The organism is Burkholderia sp. Ed8 (assembly GCF_040761425.1).
In the GTDB taxonomy this organism is placed as follows: domain Bacteria; phylum Pseudomonadota; class Gammaproteobacteria; order Burkholderiales; family Burkholderiaceae; genus Burkholderia; species Burkholderia seminalis.
This window is the reverse complement of sequence record NZ_CP142886.1, coordinates 1,662,118-1,686,257: the sequence shown is the minus strand read 5'-3', so window position 1 is coordinate 1,686,257 and position 24,140 is coordinate 1,662,118. Positions and strand designations below refer to the sequence as shown.

Annotated in this window: 22 protein-coding genes; 14 read left to right on the top strand and 8 right to left on the bottom strand. The window is 66.8% G+C overall.

Features of this window, described 5'->3' with window-relative positions; genetic code table 11:
• Positions 1-555: 555 nt before the first annotated feature.
• Entirely contained in the window at positions 556-1,332 is a 777-nt protein-coding gene (locus VXM69_RS21790; RefSeq protein WP_034187470.1) for an enoyl-CoA hydratase, read from the bottom strand.
• A gap of 129 nt (positions 1,333-1,461) precedes the next feature.
• Between VXM69_RS21790 and paaN the strand changes: the two genes are divergently transcribed.
• The 5 genes from paaN (at position 1,462) to paaK (ending at position 7,086) form a co-directional block, all read left to right on the top strand.
• A complete protein-coding gene (paaN, locus tag VXM69_RS21785) occupies positions 1,462-3,168 on the top strand; it encodes a phenylacetic acid degradation protein PaaN (RefSeq protein WP_367190155.1) in 1,707 nt (568 codons plus the stop codon).
• 87 nt (positions 3,169-3,255) lie between these two features.
• Entirely contained in the window at positions 3,256-4,458 is a 1,203-nt protein-coding gene (pcaF, locus tag VXM69_RS21780; protein ID WP_069705985.1) for a 3-oxoadipyl-CoA thiolase, read from the top strand.
• 45 nt (positions 4,459-4,503) lie between these two features.
• Complete coding sequence (paaG, locus tag VXM69_RS21775) at positions 4,504-5,295, top strand: 2-(1,2-epoxy-1,2-dihydrophenyl)acetyl-CoA isomerase PaaG (protein ID WP_367190154.1); 792 nt, start codon at positions 4,504-4,506, stop codon at positions 5,293-5,295.
• Between the two features lies 1 nt (position 5,296).
• On the top strand, positions 5,297-5,749 hold the full coding sequence (paaI, locus tag VXM69_RS21770; RefSeq protein ID WP_034187474.1) for a hydroxyphenylacetyl-CoA thioesterase PaaI: 453 nt from the start codon (positions 5,297-5,299) through the stop codon (positions 5,747-5,749).
• Positions 5,750-5,787: 38 nt separating this feature from the next.
• Positions 5,788-7,086 carry a phenylacetate--CoA ligase PaaK gene (paaK, locus tag VXM69_RS21765; RefSeq protein WP_034187475.1) on the top strand — a complete coding sequence of 433 codons (1,299 nt, stop codon included), beginning with the start codon at positions 5,788-5,790 and terminating at the stop codon, positions 7,084-7,086.
• Between the two features lie 161 nt (positions 7,087-7,247).
• Here paaK and VXM69_RS21760 read toward each other — a convergent pair whose 3' ends face one another.
• Positions 7,248-8,480, bottom strand: a complete 1,233-nt coding sequence (locus VXM69_RS21760) for an MltA domain-containing protein (RefSeq protein ID WP_034187532.1) — start codon at positions 8,478-8,480, stop codon at positions 7,248-7,250.
• A gap of 81 nt (positions 8,481-8,561) precedes the next feature.
• Positions 8,562-8,936 carry a Co2+/Mg2+ efflux protein ApaG gene (gene apaG, locus VXM69_RS21755; protein ID WP_034187476.1) on the bottom strand — a complete coding sequence of 125 codons (375 nt, stop codon included), beginning with the start codon at positions 8,934-8,936 and terminating at the stop codon, positions 8,562-8,564.
• Between the two features lie 178 nt (positions 8,937-9,114).
• Here apaG and rpe point away from each other — a divergent pair, with 178 nt between their 5' ends.
• The 8 genes from rpe to VXM69_RS21715 all read left to right on the top strand — a co-directional run bounded on the left by rpe (position 9,115) and on the right by VXM69_RS21715 (position 16,439).
• Positions 9,115-9,801, top strand: coding sequence for a ribulose-phosphate 3-epimerase (gene rpe, locus VXM69_RS21750; RefSeq protein WP_367190153.1), 687 nt, complete (start codon positions 9,115-9,117; stop codon positions 9,799-9,801).
• A 4-nt stretch (positions 9,802-9,805) separates the two neighbouring features.
• Positions 9,806-10,579 carry a phosphoglycolate phosphatase gene (locus tag VXM69_RS21745; protein WP_034187477.1) on the top strand — a complete coding sequence of 258 codons (774 nt, stop codon included), beginning with the start codon at positions 9,806-9,808 and terminating at the stop codon, positions 10,577-10,579.
• A gap of 357 nt (positions 10,580-10,936) precedes the next feature.
• Entirely contained in the window at positions 10,937-12,430 is a 1,494-nt protein-coding gene (trpE, locus tag VXM69_RS21740; protein WP_034187479.1) for an anthranilate synthase component I, read from the top strand.
• Positions 12,431-12,443: 13 nt separating this feature from the next.
• Entirely contained in the window at positions 12,444-13,034 is a 591-nt protein-coding gene (locus tag VXM69_RS21735) for an aminodeoxychorismate/anthranilate synthase component II (protein ID WP_049030266.1), read from the top strand.
• A gap of 13 nt (positions 13,035-13,047) precedes the next feature.
• Positions 13,048-14,079, top strand: coding sequence for an anthranilate phosphoribosyltransferase (gene trpD, locus VXM69_RS21730; RefSeq protein ID WP_027788472.1), 1,032 nt, complete (start codon positions 13,048-13,050; stop codon positions 14,077-14,079).
• A 29-nt stretch (positions 14,080-14,108) separates the two neighbouring features.
• Positions 14,109-14,894, top strand: a complete 786-nt coding sequence (gene trpC, locus VXM69_RS21725) for an indole-3-glycerol phosphate synthase TrpC (RefSeq protein ID WP_059557500.1) — start codon at positions 14,109-14,111, stop codon at positions 14,892-14,894.
• Positions 14,894-15,520 (top strand): CYTH domain-containing protein, encoded by a 627-nt coding sequence (locus tag VXM69_RS21720; RefSeq protein ID WP_069705988.1) that lies wholly within the window; start codon positions 14,894-14,896, stop codon positions 15,518-15,520. The genes trpC and VXM69_RS21720 overlap by 1 nt, the downstream gene beginning before the upstream one ends.
• A 13-nt stretch (positions 15,521-15,533) precedes the next feature.
• On the top strand, positions 15,534-16,439 hold the full coding sequence (locus tag VXM69_RS21715; RefSeq protein ID WP_367190152.1) for a uracil-DNA glycosylase: 906 nt from the start codon (positions 15,534-15,536) through the stop codon (positions 16,437-16,439).
• Between the two features lie 120 nt (positions 16,440-16,559).
• Here VXM69_RS21715 and VXM69_RS21710 read toward each other — a convergent pair whose 3' ends face one another.
• The 4 genes from VXM69_RS21710 to VXM69_RS21695 form a co-directional block, all read right to left on the bottom strand.
• Positions 16,560-17,156, bottom strand: coding sequence for an NAD(P)H-dependent oxidoreductase (locus tag VXM69_RS21710; RefSeq protein WP_034187484.1), 597 nt, complete (start codon positions 17,154-17,156; stop codon positions 16,560-16,562).
• 147 nt (positions 17,157-17,303) lie between these two features.
• On the bottom strand, positions 17,304-19,103 hold the full coding sequence (locus tag VXM69_RS21705) for a M61 family metallopeptidase (protein WP_059557505.1): 1,800 nt from the start codon (positions 19,101-19,103) through the stop codon (positions 17,304-17,306).
• A gap of 105 nt (positions 19,104-19,208) precedes the next feature.
• Entirely contained in the window at positions 19,209-19,937 is a 729-nt protein-coding gene (locus tag VXM69_RS21700) for a DsbC family protein (protein WP_367190151.1), read from the bottom strand.
• Positions 19,938-20,027: 90 nt separating this feature from the next.
• Positions 20,028-21,206, bottom strand: a complete 1,179-nt coding sequence (locus tag VXM69_RS21695; protein ID WP_034187487.1) for a UbiH/UbiF family hydroxylase — start codon at positions 21,204-21,206, stop codon at positions 20,028-20,030.
• Between the two features lie 247 nt (positions 21,207-21,453).
• On the opposite strand from VXM69_RS21695, the gene ychF reads away from it, so the two are divergent.
• Positions 21,454-22,548, top strand: a complete 1,095-nt coding sequence (gene ychF / locus VXM69_RS21690; protein ID WP_034187488.1) for a redox-regulated ATPase YchF — start codon at positions 21,454-21,456, stop codon at positions 22,546-22,548.
• Positions 22,549-22,713: 165 nt separating this feature from the next.
• Here the strand turns inward: ychF and gabP are convergent, their stop codons facing one another.
• The gene (gene gabP, locus VXM69_RS21685; protein WP_049034433.1) at positions 22,714-24,105 is read right to left on the bottom strand and encodes a GABA permease; all 1,392 of its coding nucleotides are present in this window, start codon (positions 24,103-24,105) and stop codon (positions 22,714-22,716) included.
• Positions 24,106-24,140 lie beyond the last annotated feature (35 nt).

The window sequence follows — 24,140 nt, the reverse complement described above, 5'->3', positions numbered from 1 at the left end:
TTCGGTTCGGTTAAGAACCGGTCGCTCACTCAAAGCTGACAGGAATATGAATCACTTCATAAACCTGACTTACTTTAGTGTGAGACTCTTGATACTTTCGCTATCTGATCCGAGGATCAGCTCGCTGTCATCAAGCGCCCACACTTATCGGCTGTTAATTTTTAAAGAGCAATCTGCGAGGAACATCGTGTTTCCCGGCAGCGCTGCGTTTTCAGCAGCAGAGAAGCGAGATTATGAACCGTGTTTCGCAGCTCGTCAACAACTTTTTGCACTACGTCGTTGCGACCGCGGGGCTCAACTTCCGTACCGCCGAGGCCGTTCCTGCCAAGCCCCAACCGCACTGCTTCCCTTCCTTCCGCGCCGCGTTTCCGTGAGCGCGAAAGAGGCGTGATTCTATGCACCTCGCGCCGCCCACGCAAGCCCTTTGTGAAAAAAGTTTGAAAAAGCCCCCGTGCGCTGCCGCGCACGGGGGCTGGGGGTTCGACGGGCGACGACCGGCCGTGCTGACAACAGGCGCCCAACAGGCCGTCGGACACCGCGCGTGGCAGCACCCGATCAGCGGTTCTTGAACTCCGGCTTCCGCTTCTCGACGAAGGCCGCCATCCCTTCCTTCTGGTCTTCGGTCGCGAACAGCGAATGGAACAGCCGACGCTCGAAGTGGACGCCCTCGGCCAGCGTCGTCTCGTACGCGCGGTTCACCGACTCCTTGACCATCATGACCGCCGGCAGCGAGAACTCGGCGATCGTCGCCGCGGCGGCAAGCGCCTCGTCGAGCAACTTGTCGGCCGGCAGCACGCGCGACACGAGCCCGGCCCGCTCGGCTTCGGCGGCGTCCATGAAGCGTGCCGTCAGACACATGTCCATCGCCTTCGCTTTCGACACCGCGCGCGGCAGCCGCTGCGTACCGCCAGCGCCCGGCATGATGCCCAGCTTGATCTCCGGCTGACCGAACTTGGCCGTATCCGCCGCAAAGATGATGTCGCACATCATCGCAAGCTCGCAGCCGCCTCCCAGCGCGAAGCCCGAAACCGCCGCAATGATCGGCTTGCGGATCTCGCGGACCGTCTCCCAGTTGCGCGTGATGTAGTCGCCCCGATAAACATCCATATAGGAGTAGGTCGCCATCATGCCGATATCCGCACCGGCCGCGAATGCCTTCTCGCTCCCCGTCACGACGATCGCGCCGATGCCGTCATCCGCATCGAACGCCTTCAGCGCGGCGCCCAACTCATCCATCAGCGCATCGTTCAGCGCATTCAACGCCTTCGGACGGTTCAGCGTAACCAGCCCGACACGCCCCCGGGTCTCCACCAGGATGTTCTCGTAAGCCATCTATTTCTCCTCGATCAATGAAATGAGAAACGCCTCGCACATGCGAATAGTTTGATGCTACCATTCTCCGACCAACCGGTCGGTTAATTAATCGATCCAACCCCTCTCAATGTCCATCAGGCCGCCGCCATGACCCATGCACTGTTCACGAAGCACGAAGACACGCTGAAGCACGCACTCGCCGCCATCGAGAGCCGCGGGTACTGGAGCCCGTTCGCCGAAATGCCGAGCCCCAAAGTGTACGGGGAAAGCGCGAACGCCGATGGCGAGGCCGCATTCAAGTCCCACCTCGACAAAACGTTCGAACTCGACCAGCCGGCGTCCGGCGAAACGGTCGGTGCCGAGCAGTCGCCCTATGGCATCGCGCTCGGCATCCGGTATCCGAAATCGACGCCCGACGCACTGATCGCCGCCGCGGCCGCCGCGCAACGCACGTGGCGCGAAGCCGGCCCGAGCGCATGGATCGGCGTCAGCCTCGAGATTCTCGCGCGCCTGAACCGCGCAAGCTTCGAGATCGCTTACAGCGTGATGCACACCACCGGGCAGGCATTCATGATGGCGTTCCAGGCCGGTGGCCCGCACGCGCAGGATCGCGCGCTCGAGGCCGTCGCCTATGCATGGGACGAACTGCGCCGCATCCCCGCCGACGCGCACTGGGAAAAACCGCAAGGCAAGAACCCGCCGCTCGCGATGCACAAGCGCTACACGATCGTCCCGCGCGGCACGGGGCTCGTGCTCGGCTGCTGCACGTTCCCGACCTGGAACGGCTACCCGGGCCTGTTCGCCGACCTGGCAACCGGCAACACCGTGATCGTCAAACCGCATCCGGGTGCGATCCTGCCGCTCGCGATCACGGTCCGGATCGCCCGCGACGTACTGCGCGAGGCCGGACTCGATCCGAACGTCGTCACGCTCCTCGCGACCGAGCCCAACGACGGCGCCCTCGTCCAGGACCTCGCGCTGCGCCCCGAGATCAAGCTGATCGACTTTACCGGCAGCACACAGAACGGCACGTGGCTCGAACGCCATGCCCACCAGGCACAGGTCTATACCGAAAAGGCGGGCGTCAACCAGATCGTGATCGACTCGACCGACGACCTGAAGGCCGCCGCCAGGAACATCGCGTTCTCGCTGGCGCTGTATTCCGGCCAGATGTGCACGGCGCCGCAAAATATCTACGTGCCGCGCGACGGGATCCGGACGGCCGACGGTCATGCGAGCTTCGACGAGGTCGCACAGGCCATCGCCGTTTCCGTCCAAAAACTCACCGGCGACCCGGCACGCGCGGTCGAACTGATCGGCGCGATCCAGAACGAAGGCGTGACCGCGCGCATCGACGACGCCCGCCAGCTCGGCCGCGTGCTCGCCGACAGCCAGACCCTCCAGCATCCGGTCTTCCCTGACGCCCGCGTGCGTACGCCGCTCGTACTGCAGCTCGACGTGGCCGATCGCGCCAAATTCACGCAGGAATGGTTCGGCCCGATCTCGTTCGTGATCGCGACCGACTCGACCGCTCAGTCGCTCGACCTCGCCGGTGAAATCGCGGCGGAACATGGCGCACTGACGCTCTCCGTCTACAGCACCGACGACGCGATCGTCGAGGCCGCGCACGACGCGGCGGTACGCGGCGGTGTCGCGCTGTCGATCAACCTGACGGGCGGCGTATTCGTCAACCAGTCGGCCGCGTTCTCCGATTTCCACGGCACCGGTGCGAACCCGGCGGCTAACGCGGCGCTGGCCGACCCGGCGTTCGTCGCCAACCGCTTCCGCGTGGTGCAAAGCCGCGTCCATGTTGCCCCGAAAGCAGTCCCCGCGGAAGCCGGCCAGACGGCATAACCCGAATGGCCGACGTGCAAACGCCGCCACGTTCTCTACCATGAACGAATCCGCCACCCGGCGGGTTCGTTGCTCATCGATACGCCCATGACAGACGCCTACATCTGCGACGCGATTCGCACCCCCATCGGCCGCTACGGCGGCGCCCTGAAAGACGTCCGCGCCGACGACCTCGGCGCGGTGCCGCTCAAGGCGCTCGTCGAGCGCAACCGCGACGTCGACTGGACGGCGATCGACGACGTGATCTACGGCTGCGCGAACCAGGCCGGCGAGGACAACCGCAACGTCGCACGCATGTCGGCGCTGCTCGCGGGCCTGCCGACCGCCGTGCCGGGCACGACGCTGAACCGCCTGTGCGGCTCCGGAATGGACGCGGTCGGCACGGCCGCGCGCGCGATCAAGTCGGGCGAAGCGCGCCTGATGATCGCCGGCGGCGTCGAGAGCATGACGCGCGCGCCGTTCGTGATGGGCAAGGCCGCGAGCGCATTCGCGCGCCAGGCCGACATCTTCGATACGACGATCGGCTGGCGTTTCGTCAATCCGCTGATGAAGCAGCTGCATGGCGTCGACTCGATGCCGGAAACGGCCGAGAACGTCGCGGTCGACTACCACGTCAGCCGCGCGGATCAGGACCTGTTCGCGCTGCGCAGCCAGCAGAAGGCCGCGCGTGCGCAGCAGGACGGCACGCTCGCCGACGAAATCGTCTCGGTCACGATCGCGCAGAAGAAAGGCGACGCTATCGTCGTGTCGCGCGACGAACATCCGCGCGAGACGTCGCTCGAGGCGCTTGCGAAGCTGAAGGGTGTCGTGCGTCCGGACGGCTCCGTCACGGCCGGCAACGCGTCGGGCGTCAACGACGGCGCGTGCGCGCTGCTGCTCGCCAATGCGCAGGCAGCCGACCAGTATGGGCTGCGCCGCCGCGCGCGCGTCGTCGGCATGGCAACCGCCGGTGTGGAACCCCGCGTGATGGGCATCGGCCCCGCGCCGGCCACGCAAAAGCTGCTGCGTCAGCTCGGCATGACCATCGACCAGTTCGACGTGATCGAACTGAACGAGGCGTTCGCGTCGCAGGGCCTCGCGGTGCTGCGCATGCTCGGTGTCGCCGACGACGATCCGCGCGTGAACCCGAACGGGGGCGCGATTGCGCTGGGCCATCCGCTCGGCGCTTCGGGGGCCCGGCTCGTGACCACGGCGCTCCATCAACTCGAACGTACGGGCGGCCGCTTTGCGCTCTGTACGATGTGCATCGGCGTCGGCCAGGGCATCGCCCTCGCGATCGAACGCGTGTAACCGCCCCGCCGCGCGCCTATAACGAAGTCATGAAGGAGACACTGCATGTCCTATCAGGCGATTCAGCTGGATATCGATCAGGCCGCGCGCGTGGCCACGATCACCCTCAACCGCCCCGACAAGCTGAACAGCTTCACGCGGGCGATGCATCGCGAACTGCAGTCGGCACTCGATGAAGTCGAAGCGGCCGGCGCGCGCGCGCTGATTCTGACAGGGGCGGGGCGCGGCTTCTGCGCGGGCCAGGATCTGGCCGACCTCGACTTCACGCCGGGCGCGTCCACCGACCTCGGCACGCTGATCGACGAGCACTTCAATCCGCTGATCCGCCGCCTGCAGCGCTTGCCGATTCCGGTGATCGCCGCCGTCAACGGCACGGCGGCCGGCGCCGGCGCGAATCTCGCCCTCGCATGCGATCTCGTGTTTGCCGCCCGCTCGAGCAGTTTCATCCAGGCCTTCGTCAAGATCGGGCTCGTGCCGGATTCGGGCGGCACGTGGTTCCTGCCGCAGCGCGTCGGCATGGCTCGCGCGCTGGGGCTCGCGCTGACCGGCGACAAGCTCGGCGCCGAGCAGGCCGAGCAATGGGGCTTGATCTGGCGTGCGGTCGACGACGACGCACTCGTCGCGACGGTCCGTCAGCTCGCCACCCAGCTCGCGCAACAGCCGACGCTCGCGATCGCATCGATCAAGCAATCGATGCGCGACGGCGTCACGAACACGCTCGACCAGCAGCTCGACCTGGAACGCGACCTTCAACGCAAGCTCGGCCAGTCGCACGACTATGCGGAAGGCGTGACGGCGTTCATCGAGAAGCGCTCACCGCGCTTCGAGGGGCGTTGACATGACGCACGCCACCCCCACGCTCGACCCCGATTCGCTGGCCCGCGCCACGGCGCAGGCCATGTACGAAGCCGACGCCTGCAGCCGCGCGTTCGGCATGGAAATCGCCGAAGTTCGCGCCGGCTACGCCCGCCTGCGGATGCGCGTGCGGCCCGAATTCCTGAACGGACACCAGACCTGCCACGGCGGGATCATCTTCACGCTCGCCGATTCGACCTTCGCATTCGCGTGCAACTCGTACAACCTGAACACGGTCGCGGCCGGCTGCTCGATCGAATTCCTGCGCCCGGTGCACGGCGACGACGTGCTGACGGCCGAGGCGATCGAACAGGCGCGCGCCGGCCGCCACGGCATCTACGACATCCGCGTCACGAACCAGACCGGTGAAACGGTCGCGATGTTTCGCGGCAAATCCGCCCAGATCAAGGGCACGGTCATCCCGGAAGACCGCTGACGCCGACGGCCCGCACATAACAAACACTGGAGACAGGCATGACTACCCCGCTACCGCTCGAGCCGATCGAGACCGCCTCACGCGACGAGCTGATCGCACTGCAGCTCGAACGCCTCAAGTGGTCGCTCCGGCATGCGTATGACCACTCGCCCGTCTATCGTCGCAAGTTCGACGACGCGGGCGTGCATCCGGACGACCTGAAGACGCTCGCCGACCTGTCGCGCTTCCCGTTCACGACGAAGGGCGATCTGCGCGACAGCTACCCGTTCGGGATGTTCGCGGTACCGCAGGACCGGATCTCGCGCATCCACGCGTCATCGGGCACGACCGGCAAGCCGACGGTCGTCGGCTATACGGCCGGCGACATCGACACGTGGGCGAACCTCGTCGCGCGTTCGATCCGCGCCGCCGGTGCACGCCGCGGCGACAAGGTACACGTCAGCTACGGCTACGGCCTGTTCACGGGCGGGCTCGGCGCGCATTACGGCGCCGAACGCGCAGGGCTGACCGTGATCCCGTTCGGCGGCGGCCAGACCGAAAAGCAGGTGCAGCTGATCCAGGATTTCCGGCCCGACATCATCATGGTGACGCCGAGCTACATGCTGTCGATCGCAGACGAAATCGAACGCCAGGGCCTCGATCCCGTGCAGAGCTCGCTGCGCATCGGTATCTTCGGCGCGGAGCCCTGGACCAACGACATGCGCGTCGCGATCGAACAGCGAATGGGCATCGACGCGGTCGACATCTACGGGCTGTCGGAAGTGATGGGGCCCGGTGTCGCGTCCGAATGCGTCGAGACCAAGGACGGCCCGACCATCTGGGAAGACCATTTCTATCCGGAAATCATCGACCCGGAAACCGGCGAAGTACTGCCGGACGGCGAGCTCGGCGAACTCGTGTTCACGTCACTGACGAAGGAAGCGCTGCCGATCATCCGCTATCGCACCCGCGATCTCACGCGCCTGTTGCCCGGCACCGCCCGCACGATGCGCCGGATGGAGAAGATCACCGGCCGCTCGGACGACATGATGATCGTGCGCGGCGTCAACGTATTCCCGACGCAAATCGAGGAGCAGTTGCTCAAGCAGCGCGCGCTCGCGCCGCACTATCAGATCGTGCTGACGAAGGAAGGCCCGCTCGACGTGCTGACGCTCAACGTCGAGCCCTGCCCCGACTCCGCACCCGATACGGCGGCGATCCACGCGGCAAAACAGGCGCTCGCGCACGACATCAAGTCGCTGATCGGCGTGACGGCCGTGATCAACGTGCTGCCCGTGAACGGGATCGAGCGCTCGGTCGGCAAGGCACGCCGCGTCGTCGACAAGCGCAAGGGATAACACCGGACGCCGCCGGTCAGCGACGCGGAGCGGTCATCGCGCCGCCCCAAAAGAAACAGTCCGAATCGGCCAGAGCCGGTCGGACTGTTTTGTCCCGGGGCACGGCCCGTCAAGTCACGTCACGTGGGGCATTCCGCCTGGAACAACCGCGCCGCTGCGCATCACGAATTCGGGAACAGCAGCCACATCCGGCCGACCTGCTTCATCCGGCCGGCCTGATCGCCCGCGTCGTCGCCGAGCCCCCAGAAATAGTCGGCCCGCACGCCGCCCTTGATCGCCGAACCCGTATCCTGCGCGAACACGAGCCGGTTCATCGGCGTATTCGTCAGCGGACGCGTAGTCTGCAGGAACACGGGCGTGCCGAGCGGAATCGCCGACGGGTCGACCGCGATCGAACGCTCCGGCGTCAGCGGCACGCCAAGCGCGCCGATCGGGCCGTCCGCGCCGCCGTGCGGCGCATCTTCCTTGGTCGGCATGTCGCGGAAGAACACGAACCGCGGATTCGTGTCGAGCAACGCGTCGACGCGGGTCGGGTTCGCCTTCGCCCATGCCTTGATGCCCTGCATCGTCGCCTGGGCGGGCGTCAGTTCGCCGCGATCGAGCAGCCACTTGCCGATCGAACGGTACGGCTGGTTGTTGGTGCCGCCGAAGCCGACCCGCATCACCGAACCGTCGTCGAGCAGCACGCGCCCCGAGCCCTGCACCTGCAGGAAGAAGGCCTCGATCGGATCGTCGACCCACACGAGTTCGTTGCCGTTCAGGATCCCGGCGCGCTCGAGCTGCGCGCGTGCCGGCAGCGCGGCCCCCGCGCGATAGCCGGCCGGCCAGCGATAGAGCGCGTACTGATACGGGCCGCGGCGCACGCGCGAACCGTGCAGCAGCGGCTCGTAATAACCGGTCACGAGCCCGTCGAGCGTCCCGTCGGTGTTCGCGAGCTGGAACGGCGTGAAATACGTTTCGAAGAAAGTGCGCGCGCTGCCGACGTCGAGCTCGTCGAGCCGGTCGGCGGCCGCGCACGCGCGCGCCCAGGCCGGCTGGCGCGCGAGCCGCACGCAGTTCTGCCGCAGCGCGGCCGTCGCGCCGATCAGCGAATCGTCCTGCCAGCCCGGCACCTGCTGCCACGCGACCGGCGTGAGCCGCTTCGCGGCGACCTGCCCCGGCACGATCGCCGCGCCGGTCGGCGGCTTCAGCGACGACGTCCGCGTCGGTGCGCTGCCGCACGCGGCAAGCAGCGCCGCCGCCGCGGCCGCTGCCACCCACCCGGCCAACCGGGGCCCAAACCACATACAATGTCCGTTCTTGATGGAAACCGCCATGTCAGATTTTCTCGACCAATATCCGATGCTCATCTTCGCGCTCGAAGCCTTCGTAGCGCTTGCCCTGCTGATCTTCATCGTCGTGTGGACGTCGTCGGGCAGAAAGAAGCACGCCCGCGGCAACAACGACCGCCAGCCGCGCTGACGCGCTTCGCACGCTCAATGCAGCGTGCGCGGCATGTGCAGTGCGAACTCGTCGACCGGCGCCTCGAACCGCTCGCCGTCTTCCGCCACGCAGAAGTACGCGCCCCGCATCGTGCCGACCGGCGTCGCGATCACGGCCCAGCTCGTGTATTCGAAGTGTTCGCCCGGCTGCAGCAGCGGCTGGTGCCCGACGACGCCGAGCCCCTTCACTTCCTGCACGTGGTTCTCGCTGTCCGTGATGATCCAGTGACGCGCGATCAGCTGCGCCGCGACCTGTCCCGTGTTGCGGATCGTCAGCGTGTACGCGAATGCGTATTGACGGTGATCGGGGTCGGATTGTTCCGGCAGGTAGCTGGTTTTCACCGAAACGGTGAACTGATACTGACTCATGATGTTTCCGGTGGAAGGTGACTGTCCGTGCCGGCATGGGCAACGGGGCCGCGGGCGCGCCGCATTGGTTCGGCATTCTATGCGCAATCGGGCCTCGGCCGCACGGCCCGCCGCCGCGCACCGGGTCGCCGGACGGTAGAATGACGGTTTTGCGCCGCAACGTCCCCGCTCCCCTGCCATGACCCAATTCCGTATCGCTCCCAGCATCCTGTCGGCCGATTTCGCACGGCTCGGCGAAGAAGTCCGCAACGTCGCCGCCGCCGGCGCCGACTGGATCCACTTCGACGTGATGGACAACCATTATGTGCCGAACCTGACGATCGGCCCGCTCGTGTGCGAAGCGATCCGCCCGCACGTGCAGGTGCCGATCGACGTGCACCTGATGGTGCGCCCGGTCGACCGGATCGTGCCCGATTTCGCGAAGGCCGGTGCGAACCTGATCAGCTTCCACCCGGAAGGCTCCGATCACATCGACCGCACGCTGTCGCTGATCCGCGACCACGGCTGCAAGGCCGGCCTCGTGTTCAACCCGGCCACGCCGCTGAACTACCTCGACCACGTGATGGACCGCCTCGACTTCGTGCTGCTGATGTCGGTCAACCCGGGCTTCGGCGGCCAGTCGTTCATTCCGGAAACGCTGAACAAGCTGCGCGAAGCACGCGCGCGCATCGACGCGTACACCGAGCGCACGGGCCGCGAGATCCTGCTCGAGGTCGACGGCGGCGTGAAGGCCGACAACATCGCGGAAATCGCTGCGGCCGGCGCCGACACGTTCGTCGCGGGTTCGGCGATCTTCGGCAAGCCCGACTACCGCAAGGTGATCGACGAGATGCGCGCCGCGCTCGCCACCGTCGAGCGGAGCTGACGCCGTGGCCGATTCGTCGCTTGCCGGCCACGCGCCGGCCGGGGCCACCGCGGACGCCACGCACGCCGCCCCGATCCGCTTTGCCGCGCCGCGTATCGAAGCCGCGCTGATCGACCTCGACGGCACGATGGTCGACACGGCCGACGATTTCACGGCCGGCCTGAACGGGATGCTCGCGCGGCTCGGCGCGCCGGCCACGTCGCGCGACGAGGTGATCGGCTACGTCGGCAAGGGCTCCGAACACCTGATCCAGAGCGTGCTGAAGCCGCGCTTCCCGGCCGACGAAGCGCACGCGCGCTTCGACGACGCGCTGGCGATCTACCAGACCGAATACGCGAAGATCAACGGCCGCCATGCGCGCCTCTATCCGGAAGTGGCCGCCGGCCTCGACGCGCTGCGCGCGGCCGGGATCCGGCTCGCGTGCGTGACGAACAAGCCGCACCGCTTCGCGGTCGAGCTGCTCGAACAATACGGGCTGGCCGATTGCTTCGGCATCGTGCTCGGCGGCGACAGCGTCGCACGCAAGAAGCCCGATCCGCTGCCGATGCTGACGGCCTGCGACGCGCTCGGCGTCCCGCCGGACGCGGCGGTCGCGATCGGCGACTCGGAAAACGACGCGCTGGCCGGCCGCGCGGCCGGAATGGCGACGCTGACGGTGCCGTACGGCTACAACCACGGCAAAGCTATACAAACGATAAATTCGGATGGTATAGTCGATTCGTTGCTGGTCGCGGCTCGCGCAATTTCCGCGCACAACGCCGGCCGGCCAACCGTCTGATTATTTCTTCCATCCGCATGTTTCTGAATAAAAAACGGAGTCTGAGCAGCATCGACCGGGGAGCCTGGCCCTGGCGTCGCTGGTCGCGCTAACCTCTTCGATGAGGTACGCTGAAGCACGTCTTCAGCGCCGTTTTTTATCTCGCTGCGCATCCGCGCGCCGATCGTCGCACCACCTCGAGTTCCACCGCGTCCGAACGCTTGCGTTCAGGATCGGCCGCAGGCTCGCGACGTTCACGCCCGGAATGCCGGCCGGCAACAGGCACTTCTCGATCGACCGCCCTTTCGCCGACGGCAACCCGCGCAGCGTCAAGTGATCCCTGGCGCACGCGCCGCTCGTCCCGAACAGGACCGGAACATGACCGAACTCGAATTCCAATCGCTCGCGAACGAAGGCTACAACCGCATCCCGCTGATCGCGGAAGCCCTTGCCGATCTCGAAACGCCGCTGTCCCTCTACCTGAAGCTGGCCCAGCCCGAACGCGCGGGCGCCAACTCGTTCCTGCTGGAATCCGTGGTCGGCGGCGAACGCTTCGGCCGCTACTCGTTCATCGGCCTGCCGGCCCGCACGCTCATCCGCACCCGCAACGGCGTATCGGAAGTCGTGCGCGACGGCCAGGTCGTCGAGACGCACGACGGCGACCCGTTCCAGTTCATCGAATCGTTCCAGGCGCGTTTCAAGGTCGCGCAGCGCCCGGGCCTGCCGCGCTTCTGCGGCGGTCTCGCCGGCTACTTCGGTTACGACGCGGTGCGCTATATAGAGAAGAAGCTCGCGAACACCGCGCCGCGCGACGATCTCGGCCTGCCCGACATCCAGCTGCTGCTGACCGAGGAAGTCGCGGTCATCGACAACCTCGCCGGCAAGCTGTACCTGATCATCTACGCGGACCCGGGCCAGCCCGAAGCCTACGCAAAGGCGAAACAGCGCCTGCGCGAGCTGAAGCAGCGCCTGCGCACGACCGTGCAGCCGCCCGTCACGTCGGCCAGCGTGCGCACCGAGACGTTCCGCGAGTTCAAGAAGGACGACTATCTGGCCGCCGTGCGCCAGGCGAAGGAATACATCGCGGCCGGCGAACTGATGCAGATCCAGGTCGGCCAGCGGCTGACGAAGCCGTACCGCGACAATCCGCTGTCGCTGTATCGCGCGCTGCGTTCGCTGAACCCGTCGCCGTACATGTATTACTACAACTTCGGCGATTTCCACGTGGTGGGTGCGTCGCCGGAAATCCTCGTGCGCCAGGAAAAGCGCGGCGAGGATCAGATCGTCACGATCCGCCCGCTCGCCGGCACGCGCCCGCGCGGCAACACGCCCGAGCGCGATGCGGAACTCGCGACCGAGCTGCTCAACGATCCGAAGGAGATCGCCGAGCACGTGATGCTGATCGACCTCGCGCGCAACGATGTCGGCCGTATTGCCGAAATCGGCTCGGTGCAGGTGACCGACAAGATGGTCATCGAGAAGTACTCGCACGTGCAGCATATCGTCAGCTCGGTCGAAGGCAAGCTGAAGCCCGGCATGACGAACTACGACGTGCTGCGCGCGACGTTCCCGGCCGGCACGCTGTCCGGCGCGCCGAAGGTGCGCGCGATGGAACTGATCGACGAGCTCGAGCCGGTCAAGCGCGGGCTGTACGGCGGCGCGGTCGGCTACCTGTCGTTCTCGGGCGAGATGGATCTCGCGATCGCGATCCGCACGGGGCTGATCCACAACGGCAACCTGTATGTACAAGCGGCGGCCGGCGTCGTCGCGGATTCGGTACCCGAATCCGAATGGCAAGAGACCGAGAACAAGGCGCGCGCGGTGCTGCGTGCGGCCGAACAGGTCCAGGACGGCCTCGATAGCGACTTCTGACCGGAGACTGACCATGCTGCTCATGATCGACAACTACGACTCGTTTACCTACAACCTGGTCCAGTACTTCGGTGAACTCGGCGAGGACGTGCGTACCTACCGCAACGACGAAATCACGCTCGACGAGATCGCGCGCCTGGATCCCGACGCGATCTGCCTGTCGCCGGGCCCGAGCAATCCGCAACATGCGGGCATCACGCTCGACGTGCTGCGCGAGTTCGCCGGCAAGAAACCGATCCTCGGCGTGTGTCTCGGCCACCAGGCGATCGGCGAGGCATTCGGCGGCCGCGTGGTGCGCGCGAAGACCATCATGCACGGCAAGGTGAGCCGGATCGAAACCGATTGCCGCGGCGTGTTCGCCGACCTGCCGAAGCATTTCGACGTCACGCGCTACCACTCGCTCGCGATCGAGCGCGAATCGCTGCCGGACTGCCTCGAAGTGTCCGCCTGGACCGACGACGGCGAAATCATGGGCGTGCGCCACAAGACGCTGCCGGTCGAAGGCGTGCAGTTCCATCCGGAATCGATCCTGTCCGAGCACGGCCATGCGCTGCTCGAGAATTTCCTGAAGCAGGCCCGCGCCGCGGCTGCACAGGCTGCGTGACGGGAGCCCCACGATGACGATTACTCCGCAGGAAGCGCTGCAGCGCACGATCGAGCACCGCGAAATCTTCCACGACGAGATGCTGCACCTGATGCGGCTCATCATGCGCGGCGACATGTCGCCGGTGATGGCCGCGGCGATCATCACCGGATTGCGCGTGAAGAAGGAGACGATCGGCGAGATCGCCGCCGCCGCGACCGTGATGCGCGAATTCGCGAACCATGTCGAGGTGCAGGACAACTCGAACTTCGTCGACATCGTCGGCACCGGCGGCGACGGCTCGCATACGTTCAACATCTCGACCGCGTCGATGTTCGTCACGGCCGCGGCCGGCGCGAAGGTCGCGAAGCACGGCAACCGCGGCGTGTCGAGCAAGTCCGGCAGCGCCGACGTGCTCGAGGCGCTCGGCGTGAACATCGACCTGCAGTCGGAGCAGGTCGCCGCGTCGATCGCCGAAACGGGCATGGGCTTCATGTTCGCGCCGAACCATCACCCGGCGATGAAGAACATCGCGGCCGTGCGGCGCGAACTCGGCGTGCGCACGATCTTCAACATCCTCGGCCCGCTGACCAATCCGGCCGGCGCGCCGAACCAGCTGATGGGCGTGTTCCACCCCGACCTCGTCGGTATCCAGGTGCGCGTGATGCAGCGCCTCGGCGCGCAGCACGTGCTCGTCGTATACGGCAAGGACGGGATGGACGAGGTGTCGCTCGGCGCCGCGACGCTCGTCGGCGAATTGCGCGACGGCAAGGTGCACGAATACGAGATCCATCCGGAGGATTTCGGCCTGCAGATGGTGTCGAACCGCACGCTGAAGGTGGAAAATGCCGACGAGTCGCGCACGATGCTGCTCGGCGCGCTGGACAACCAGCCGGGCGTCGCGCGCGAGATCGTCACGCTGAACGCGGGCACCGCGCTGTATGCGGCGAACGTCGCCGAATCGATCGCGGACGGCATCCAGCTCGCCCGCGAAGCGATCGCGAGCGGCAAGGCGCGCGCGAAAGTCGACGAACTCGTGCGCTTCACGCAGCAGTTCAAGCGCTGACTCCCCTTACGAATCAAGCAGGAATCCCCATGAGCGACATTCTCGACCGAATCATCGCCGTCAAGCGCGAAGAAATCGCGGCGGCCATGCGCAGCACGCCGCTCGAGGCACTGAAGCTGGACGCCTCCGCGCGCGACCTGCGCGACTTCGTCGGCGCGCTGCGTGCGAAGCACGCGGCCGGCGACGCCGCGGTAATCGCCGAAATCAAGAAGGCCAGCCCGTCGAAGGGCGTGCTGCGCGAGCACTTCGTGCCGGCCGACATCGCACGCTCGTATGCGGCGCACGGCGCCGCGTGCCTGTCGGTGCTGACCGACGAGCAATTCTTCCAGGGCGGCGTCCGCTACCTCGAAGAGGCACGCGCGGCCTGCACGCTGCCGGTGCTGCGCAAGGACTTCATCGTCGACGCGTACCAGATCGTCGAAGCCCGCGCGATGGGCGCCGACGCGATCCTGCTGATCGCCGCCGCGCTCGATACGCCGCTGATGCAGGACCTCGAGGCGTATGCGCACTCGCTCGGCCTCGCGGTGCTGGTCGAAGTGCACGACCGCAACGAGATGGAACAGGCGCTGACGCTCAAGACACCGCTGCTCGGCATCAACAACCGCAACCTGCGCACGTTCGAGACGTCGATCCAGACCACGCTCGACATGCTCGACATGATTCCGGCGGACCGCATCGTCGTGACCGAATCGGGCATCCTGTCGCGCACCGACGTCGACACGATGCGCGCGGCGAACGTGAACACGTTCCTCGTCGGCGAAGCGTTCATGCGCGCCGAGCAGCCGGGCGAGGAACTCGCGCGGATGTTCTTCTGATGGCGATCGAAAAGGAAATCAAGCTCGCGCTGCCGGCCGGTCAGGCCGACGCCGCGCGACGCTTCTTCGAGACGCTGACCGGCGAACCCGGCCGCGACGTCACGCTCGCGAACGTCTACTACGACACACCCGATCTCGCGCTGGCGCGCTCGAAGAGCGCGGTGCGCGTGCGTCGCACGCCGCACGGCTGGCTGCAGACCTTCAAGACGGTCGGCAGTGCGGAAGGCGGCCTGCATCGCCGCCACGAATGGGAACTGCCGGTCGCCGGCGACGCGCTCGAGATCGACGCGCTCGTCGCGGCCTGCGACGTGCCGGAAGCGGCCGCCGCGCTGAATAATGCGGCCGGCGCGCTGCATGCGCTGTTCCGCACGGATTTTTCGCGTACGCTGTGGCGCGTCGCGATCGGCGGTGCGACCGTCGAGGCCGCGGTGGACCTCGGCGAGATCGTCGTCCAGGCGGAACACGAAACGCGCCGCGAACCGATCAGCGAAATCGAACTCGAACTGATCGACGGCCCGGAAGCGGCGCTCTCGACGCTTGCCGCCGAACTGCAGCAGGCGCTGCCGGGCCTCGCTCCCGAAAACATCAGCAAGGCGCAGCGCGGCTACCGGCTGCGCGCGCAATAAACACGCATCACGCATGGCAACCCGCAAGACTTCCCGCGCGCCGCAACAGGCGTCGCTGTTCGACGATCCCGTGCCGGAAACGGCACCGGCCGATATACCGTCCGCGGCTTCCAAGCCGCCCGCGGCCGAGCGCAAACCCGCGAAGAAAACCGCGGCACCGGCCCCCGCCGCGGCGGCACCGCAGCCCGCCGCCGCCGACGTTCCGCATCTCGCCGCGCAATTCGACGCGCTGCCGGCCGTCTGGCGCGACGTGCTGAAGCCGTTCACCGACAGCGACGCGTACGCGCCGCTGTGCCGCTTCGTCGACGACGAGCGCGCAGCCGGCAAGACGGTCTACCCGACCGACGTGTTCCGCGCGCTGCGCCTGACGAGCCCCGACGACGTGAAAGTCGTGATCCTCGGCCAGGATCCGTACCATGGCGACGATCGCGGCACGCCGCAGGCGCACGGCCTCGCGTTCTCGGTGCCGCCGGCCGTCCGCACGCCGCCGTCGCTGCGCAACATCTTCAAGGAAATCGCCGCGAACTTCGGTCACGACACGCCGCGCCACGGCTGTCTCGACACATGGGCGCGCCAGGGCGTGCTGCTGCTCAACACCGTGCTGACGGTCGAGCGCGGCGCGGCCGCCAGCCATGCGAAGCGCGGCTGGGAGCAATGCACGGACACGCTGATCCGCGAACTCGCCGGCCGTCATCGCGGGCTCGTGTTCATGCTGTGGGGCGCACACGCGCAGGCGAAGCGCGCGCTGTTCGACGCGAGCGCGCATTGCGTGCTCGAGGCGCCGCATCCGTCGCCGCTATCCGCGCACCGCGGCTTCCTCGGCTGCCGCCATTTCGCGCTCGCGAACGATTATCTGGTCGATGCGGGCCGCGAGCCGATCGACTGGCGCCTGCCGGAAGTCGCCGAAACGCTCGCTTGACGCGCTGCCGGTTCCTTCGTGCCGGCAAGCACGCAAAAACGCCGCGCCCCTTTCGGGAACGCGGCGTTTTTTTCGGGCGACGCAGAGGCAGCAGGTGCGTCGCACCCGCGGCGGCCTTCCTTACGCGGCGGCGATCGCTTCGCGCGCGCTCGCGAGCGCGGCACTCTGCGCATCCGGGCCGAGATTCAGGCCTTCGGCGAAGATGAAGCTCACGTCGGTCAGGCCGATGAAGCCGAGGAAGGTGCGCAGGTACGGCGTCTGGCTGTCGTTCGGCGTACCGGCGTACTTGCCGCCGCGGGCCGTCACGACGTGAACCTTCTTGCCCTTGATCAGGCCTTCCGGACCGTTCTCGGTGTAGCGGAACGTGACGCCGGCACGGGCGATCCAGTCGAAGTACGTCTTCAGTTGCGACGAGATGCCGAAGTTGTACATCGGGGCGCCGATCACGATGACGTCGGCGGCTTGCAGCTCGGCGATCAGTGCATCGCTCTTCGCGACGATCGCATTCTGCTCCGCGGTGCGCTTGTCGGCCGGCGTGAAGAACGCGCCGAGCACCGATTCGTCGAGGTGCGGCAGCGCATCGGCCAGCAGGTCGCGAACCACGACCTTCGCGCCGGGGTTCGATTGTTGCAGCTTTGCCGTCAGTTCGTTGGCCAGCAGCGTGGATTGCGCACCTTGCGAACGCGCAGCGGAATTGATTTGCAGAATGGTCGTCATGTCAGGCTCCGGTGGGGTTGCGCTTCGGTAGCGCGAGTGACGCCATTGTGCGTGGCCGCATGACCGTGAAAAAGCGGGTTCAGGGCGACGGATTGTTGCAGCAGCAGAACAATCCGTGATCGCGCCCCGATACCCGTCTTCTTACGTTCACCCCTTCAGCCAGGTTTCCCGGGCCCTGGAGACCGCGGCCGGCTTCGCGGCCGCCGTCAGCCGGTAGCGCGTGACTTCCGGGCCGTCGAGCTTCAGTTTCGCGGTACGCAGCTCGTCGCGGCGGAATGCGTGCACCTCGACCTTGTCGCCCGGCCGGTAGCGCGCGAGCAGCGCATCGAGGTTCGTGCCCGTCACGCGCAGCCCGTCGACCGCGATCAGCGTATCGCCGGCAGACAGCCCCGCGCGATGCGCGGCCCCCCCTTCGTAGACCGCCGCGAACGTGCAGTCCGTGCCGCCGCGCAGACGCGCACCGATCGTCGGCTTCGCGGCCGCGCCGTTCGCGACATCGGGCGCCAGCGTCACACCGAACGGCGCGAACAGCTCGGCGAGCGGCAGGTCGCGCGTGCCGTGCACGGCATCGGTGAACAGGCGGCCGAGCGCGACGCCCGTCGCTTCCTCGATCAGTGCGTCGACTTCGTTCTCCTCGACGCCCGCCTGCTTGCCGCGGTAGAAGTCGCGGCCGTAGCGCTGCCACAGCAGACGCATCACGTCGTCGAGCGACTTCCGGTTGCGCGTCTGCGCGCGGATCGCGAGATCGAACGCGAGCGCGACGAGCGAACCCTTCGTGTAATAGCTGACGATCGCGTTGGTCGCATTCTCGTCCTGGCGGTAGTACTTGATCCACGCGTCGAACGAGCTTTCCGCGACGCTCTGCTTGAGCCGGCCCGTGCCGCGCAGCACACCGCCGATCGTCCGGCCCAGTGCCGCGAAATATTCGTCCTGCGACATCAGCCCGCTGCGCACCAGCATCAGGTCGTCGTAATACGACGTGAAACCCTCGAACAGCCACAGCAGCGACGTGTAGTTCTCGCGCGTCAGGTCGTACGGCACGAACGCCGCGGGCTTGATGCGCTTCACGTTCCACGTGTGGAAGTACTCGTGGCTGCAAAGACCGAGATAGGTGCGATAGCCTTCCGTCGTTTCCGGCCGCCCCTTCACCGGCAGGTCGGTGCGGTTGCAGATCAGCGCGGTCGACGCACGATGCTCGAGGCCGCCGTAGCCGTCGCTGACCGCGAGCGTCATGAACACGTAGCGGTCCATCGGCGCCTTCTTCGACTTCGGCTCGAACAGCGCGATCTGCGCTTCGCACACGCGCTTCAGGTCGGTGCGCAGCCGCTCCATGTCGAGCTGCGTCACGCGCCCGGCGATCACGATGTCGTGCGGCACGCCATGCGCGTCGAAGGTCGCGAGCGCGAATTCGCCGATCGTCACCGGATGGTCGGAAAGCTCATCGTAGTTCGCGGCGCGATACGCGCCGAAACCGTAGCGCTTCGTGCCGCGCGCTTCGGGCAGCGCGGTGCCGACGCGCCACGTGCGGAACGCCGCGCCGGCCGGTTTCGCGATATCGACCTCGCACGGCGCGGCCTCGCGGCCGGCGACGCTCAGGAACACGGCCGTCGCGTTGAAGAAGCCGCCCGATTCGTCGAGATACGCGGAGCGCACCGACAGGTCCCATGCGTACACGTCGTAGCGCAGCGTCAGCGCGCCGGTCACGGGCGCGGCCTGCCACGTGTGCTTGTCGGTCTTCGCGATGCGCACCTTGCGACCCGCGTCGTTGAACGCACCGAGCGTCACGATGTTGCGCGCGAACTCGCGCACGAGGTAGCTGCCCGGAATCCACACCGGCAGCGAGAAGCGCTGGCCTTCGGGATCGGGATCGGCGACCGTCACCGATACTTCGAACAGGTGCGCGGCAAGATCTTTCGGGACAATCGAATAGCGGATCGGCTGGGTCATCGTGGCAATCGGTCGGTCGAATACGGCGGCAAAAACGAAGAGAGGCGCCGGCAGATCATGCGGGCGCCCCTCGCTCGCCGGGCCATGTGCCCGGCGTGCAGTCGGTTACTTGCTCGAGGCGAGCGCCTGATTGAGCTGGTCGGCCGAGACCGCGCCCGGCAGGCGGCGGCCGTCCGGCAGGAAGATCGTCGGCGTGCCCGTGACGTTCATCCCGCGCCCGAGCGCGAGGTTCTTGTCGAGCGCGGTGGTATCGCAGGTGCCGGCGCCGGACGGGGTGCGGTGGTCGAGCATCCAGCCTTCCCACGTCTTCGCACGGTCGGTCGCGCACCAGATCGCCTTCGACTTCAAGGTCGAGTCCGGCGACAGCACCGGGTACAGGAACGTGTAGACGGTGACGTTGTCGACCGACTGCAGCGTCGTCTCGAGCTTCTTGCAATACGGGCAGTTCGGATCGGAGAACACCGCGATCTTGCGGGCGCCGTTGCCCTTGACGACCTTGATCGCGTTCGCGAACGGCAGGCTCGCGAAGTCGATCTTGTTGATTTCGGACAGGCGTGCGTCGGTCAGGTTCTTGTGCGTCTTGGTGTCGACGAGATCGCCGAGCAGCACGTAGTCGCCCGCCGCGTCGCTATAGATGATCTGCGAGCCGAGGTTCACTTCGTAAAGGCCGGCGACCGGCGATTTCGACACGCTCTTGATCGGCGCATCGTTGCCGAGACGGGCTTGCAGCGTGGCCTTCAGCTTGTCGGTGGTCTGGTCGGCCTGCGCGGTGCAGCCAAGCGTCGCCATCGTGACGGCCAGCGCCAGCGACGCGATGCGGATCGTTTTTTTCATCGAAATCTTCCTTCAGCTCAATCGGTGTGCACGGCACAGTGTACGCCGTAACGGAACCGTCTCCGACCGGCGAAGCGGCGGAAGGTTCGTTCAGCCGAGCGCGGCCGACACGAGCCAGCGCTTCACGAGCGGCTGCGCACCGACGAAGGCCATGCCCGCATTGCGCACCGCTTTCGCGAGCGAGCCCGGCACCGCGAAGAGCCGCTGCAGGCCGTCGGTCGCGACCATCAGCGCGCGGATGTCCTCGCGGCGCGAACGCTCGTAGCGGCGCAGCAGCACCGTGTCGCCGAGGTTGCGGAAGCTTTCCTTGCCCGCGATCGCGTCGACGAGCGCCGCGACGTCGCGCAGCCCGAGGTTCATCCCCTGCCCGGCGAGCGGGTGGATCAGGTGTGCGGCATCGCCGACCAGCGCGACGCGCGGCGCGATCAGCTTGTCGACCGTCTGCAGCGCCAGCGGGAAACCGGCGGCCGGCGTCACGCATTCGAGCGTGCCGACCTGGCCGTGCGACACGCGCTCGACCTCGGCCGCGAGCTGCGCGGGGTCGAGCGCGAGCAATTCATCGGCATGCGCGGTGTGCGCGGACCACACGAGCGACACGTGGCCGTCCGGCAGCGGCAGCAGCGCGACGATCTCGCCCTCGTGGAACCACTGGTAGGCCGTCTCGCGGTGCGGCAGCGACGCCTTGAAGTTCGCGACGACGCCCGTCTGCCGGTAATCGCGCCGTTCGACCCGGGCCCCCATTTGGGAACGCACCCACGAATGCGCGCCGTCGGCGCCGACGACCAGATCGGCTTCGAGCACCTGCCCCGACGACAGCGTGAGCACGGCCGCGTCGTCGCGCACGTCGAAGCCCTGTGCGCGCGCGTCGAACCACGTGAGGTTCGGCTGGAACCGCAGGGCGGCGTCGAGCGACGTCTCGACCAGCGACGATTCGGCGATCCATGCAAGTTGCGGCACGGAGGCCTGGTAGGCGGAAAAATGCAGTTCCGCATGCGCATCGCCGTACACGCGCATGTCGAAGACGGGCGCGAGCCGGCCGTGGTCGAGCGCCTGCCAGACCCGCAGCCGCTCGAGCAGCGCCTGCGAACTGGAAGACAGCGCGTAGACGCGGGTGTCGAACGCGAGATCGGCGGGGCGCGGCGTGGCCGGCTGGGCAAGCAAGGCGGTCTTGTAGCCGGACTGGGTCAGCGCGAGCGCGGCCGTCTTGCCGACGAGCCCGCCGCCGACCACGGCGACGTCGAAGGAGTGGTGGGCAGTCATGGCGGGCATTATAGCCGCGGGGCCAAACCCTTACGCGGCCGGACTTTGCGGGAAATCAGCAGAATCGCTGGCGGCCGATGCGGCGCGGCGGCCCGTCGCATCGGCCGTTCGGCGCAACCCCGGAATCCGGGGCGTCGGCACGGTACAATAGCGTCTTTGACCGTCGGCCCGCCGCGCTCCACGCGCCGGCCGCCCTTTTTTTCCCGCGCCGCCGTGCCCTGTCCGGCCGCGCCGCCTTACCCGTCCGAAGGATTCCATGAGTCTCAAATGCGGCATCGTCGGCTTGCCCAACGTCGGCAAGTCCACCCTGTTCAATGCGCTGACCAAGGCCGGCATCGCCGCCGAGAACTACCCGTTCTGCACGATCGAACCGAACGTCGGCATCGTCGAAGTGCCCGATACGCGCCTGAAGGCGCTCTCCGAGATCGTCAAGCCGGAGCGTGTCGTGCCGGCCGTCGTCGAATTCGTCGACATCGCGGGCCTCGTCGCGGGCGCGAGCAAGGGTGAAGGCCTCGGCAACCAGTTCCTCGCGAACATCCGCGAAACCGACGCGATCACGCACGTCGTGCGCTGCTTCGAGGACGAGAACGTCATTCACGTCGCCGGCAAGGTCAGCCCGATCGACGATATCGAAGTGATCAACACCGAACTCGCGCTGGCCGACCTCGGCACCGTCGAGAAGGCGCTCACGCGCTATTCGAAGGCCGCGAAGTCGGGCAACGACAAGGAAGCGGCGAAGCTCGTCGCGGTGCTCGAGAAAGTGCGCGCGCAGCTCGACCAGGGCAAGGCCGTGCGCGGCCTCGCGCTGTCGGACGACGAAGCGGCGCTGCTCAAGCCGTTCTGCCTGATCACCGCGAAGCCGGCGATGTACGTCGCCAACGTGAAGGACGACGGCTTCGAGAACAACCCGCACCTCGAGGCGGTGCGCAAGTACGCGGAAAGCGAGAATGCGCCGGTGGTTGCCGTGTGCGCGGCGATCGAAGCGGAAATCGCCGATCTCGACGATGCGGACAAGGAAGCGTTCCTCGCCGACATGGGCATGGAAGAACCGGGCCTCGACCGCGTGATCCGCGCAGGCTTCAAGCTGCTCGGCCTGCAGACCTACTTCACCGCGGGCGTGAAGGAAGTGCGCGCGTGGACGATCCATATCGGCGACACGGCGCCGCAGGCAGCCGGCGTGATCCACACCGACTTCGAGCGCGGCTTCATCCGCGCGCAGACGATCGCGTTCGACGACTTCATCGCGTACAAGGGTGAACAGGGTGCGAAGGAAGCCGGCAAGATGCGCGCAGAAGGGAAGGAATATGTCGTGCACGACGGCGACGTGATGAACTTCCTGTTCAACGTCTGAGCGTTGCATCGACCGATGCCGTGTGAATCGCGCGGCATCGCGCAACACGTGCCCGGCACGAAAAACGAATGGCCCGACGGCAAGCGCCGTCGGGCCATTTTCATTGCGGGACGTTCCGCCAGCCAGCGGCGAACGCCGTGCGTCCGACGCCGCTTCGTCATGACATCAGGTCGCCGACACCCGCCGCCCCGCGCTCGCCTGCGCATCGCGCCCACGCTTGTTCAGCCACGACGCCAGCAGCACGATCAACGCCAGCACGGCCGTCGCCCCCACTTCCATCCGATGCTCCTCGCTGACGAACATCACGGTCAGCGTGCCGCAGATGAACAGGATCACCGCCCACGTGAGCCACGGGAACAGCCACATGCGCAGCGTCAGGTCGGCGCCGGTCGATTCGAGCGTCTTGCGCATCCGCAGTTGCGAGATCGCGATCACCAGATACACGAGCAGCGCGATCGCGCCCGACGTCGCGAGCAGGAAGCCGAACACCTGCTCCGGCATCAGGTAGTTCGCGATCACGGTCACGAAGCCGAATGCGGTCGACGCGAGCACGGCCGCGCGCGGCGTGCCGGTCGAATCGGTGCGATGCAGGAACGCCGGCGCGTCCTTGCGCTTCGACAGCGAGAACAGCATCCGCGACGCGGTGTACAGCGCCGAATTCAGGCAACTGGCGACCGACACGAGCACGATCACGTCGATGATCGCTTTCGCGTTCGGGACGCCGATCAGTTCCATCGCGCGCTGATACGAGCCGTGCTTCGGCAGCAGCGGGTCGTTCCACGGCACGATGGCCGCGACGATCAGGATCGAGCCGAGATAGAACAGCGTGATGCGCCAGATGACCGAGTTGGTCGCGCGCACGATCTGGCGTTGCGGGTTGTCCGATTCGGCGGCCGCGATCGTCACGATCTCGGTGCCGAGGAACGAGAACATCGTCGTCAGCATCGCCGCCAGCACCGCGCCGGCACCGTTCGGCATGAAGCCGTGATGCGCGAACAGGTTCGACACGCCCGATACGGCGGGCGCCGGGATGATTCCGACGATCGCCGCGCCGCCGATGCACAGGAACACGACGATCGCGACGACCTTGATCAGCGCGAACCAGAATTCGAATTCGCCGTAGTTCTTGACGGAGAAGAGGTTGGTGAGGGTAAGCAGCAGCGTGATGCCGAGCGCGAAGATCCACGTCGCGACGCCCGGGAACCATGCATTGAGGATGGTCGCGGCGGCCGTCGCCTCGATCGGGATCACGAGCACCCAGAACCACCAGTACAGCCAGCCGATCGTGAAGCCGGCCCAATGGCCGATCGCGCGATCGGCATAGGTCGAGAACGACCCGCTGTCCGGATGCGCGACGGCCATTTCGCCGAGCATGCGCATCACCAGCACGACCAGCACGCCCGCGATCGCATACGCGAGGATCGATGCCGGACCGGCTTCCGCGATCGCGTGGCCGGAGCCGACGAACAAGCCCGCGCCGATGACGCCGGCAATCGACATCATCGTCACGTGACGCTGCTTCAGGCCCGTGCCGAGGCCCGTGTTGCTTCCACTCATCTGTCTCTCTCCAAAAAACGGTTCCGGTATGACCG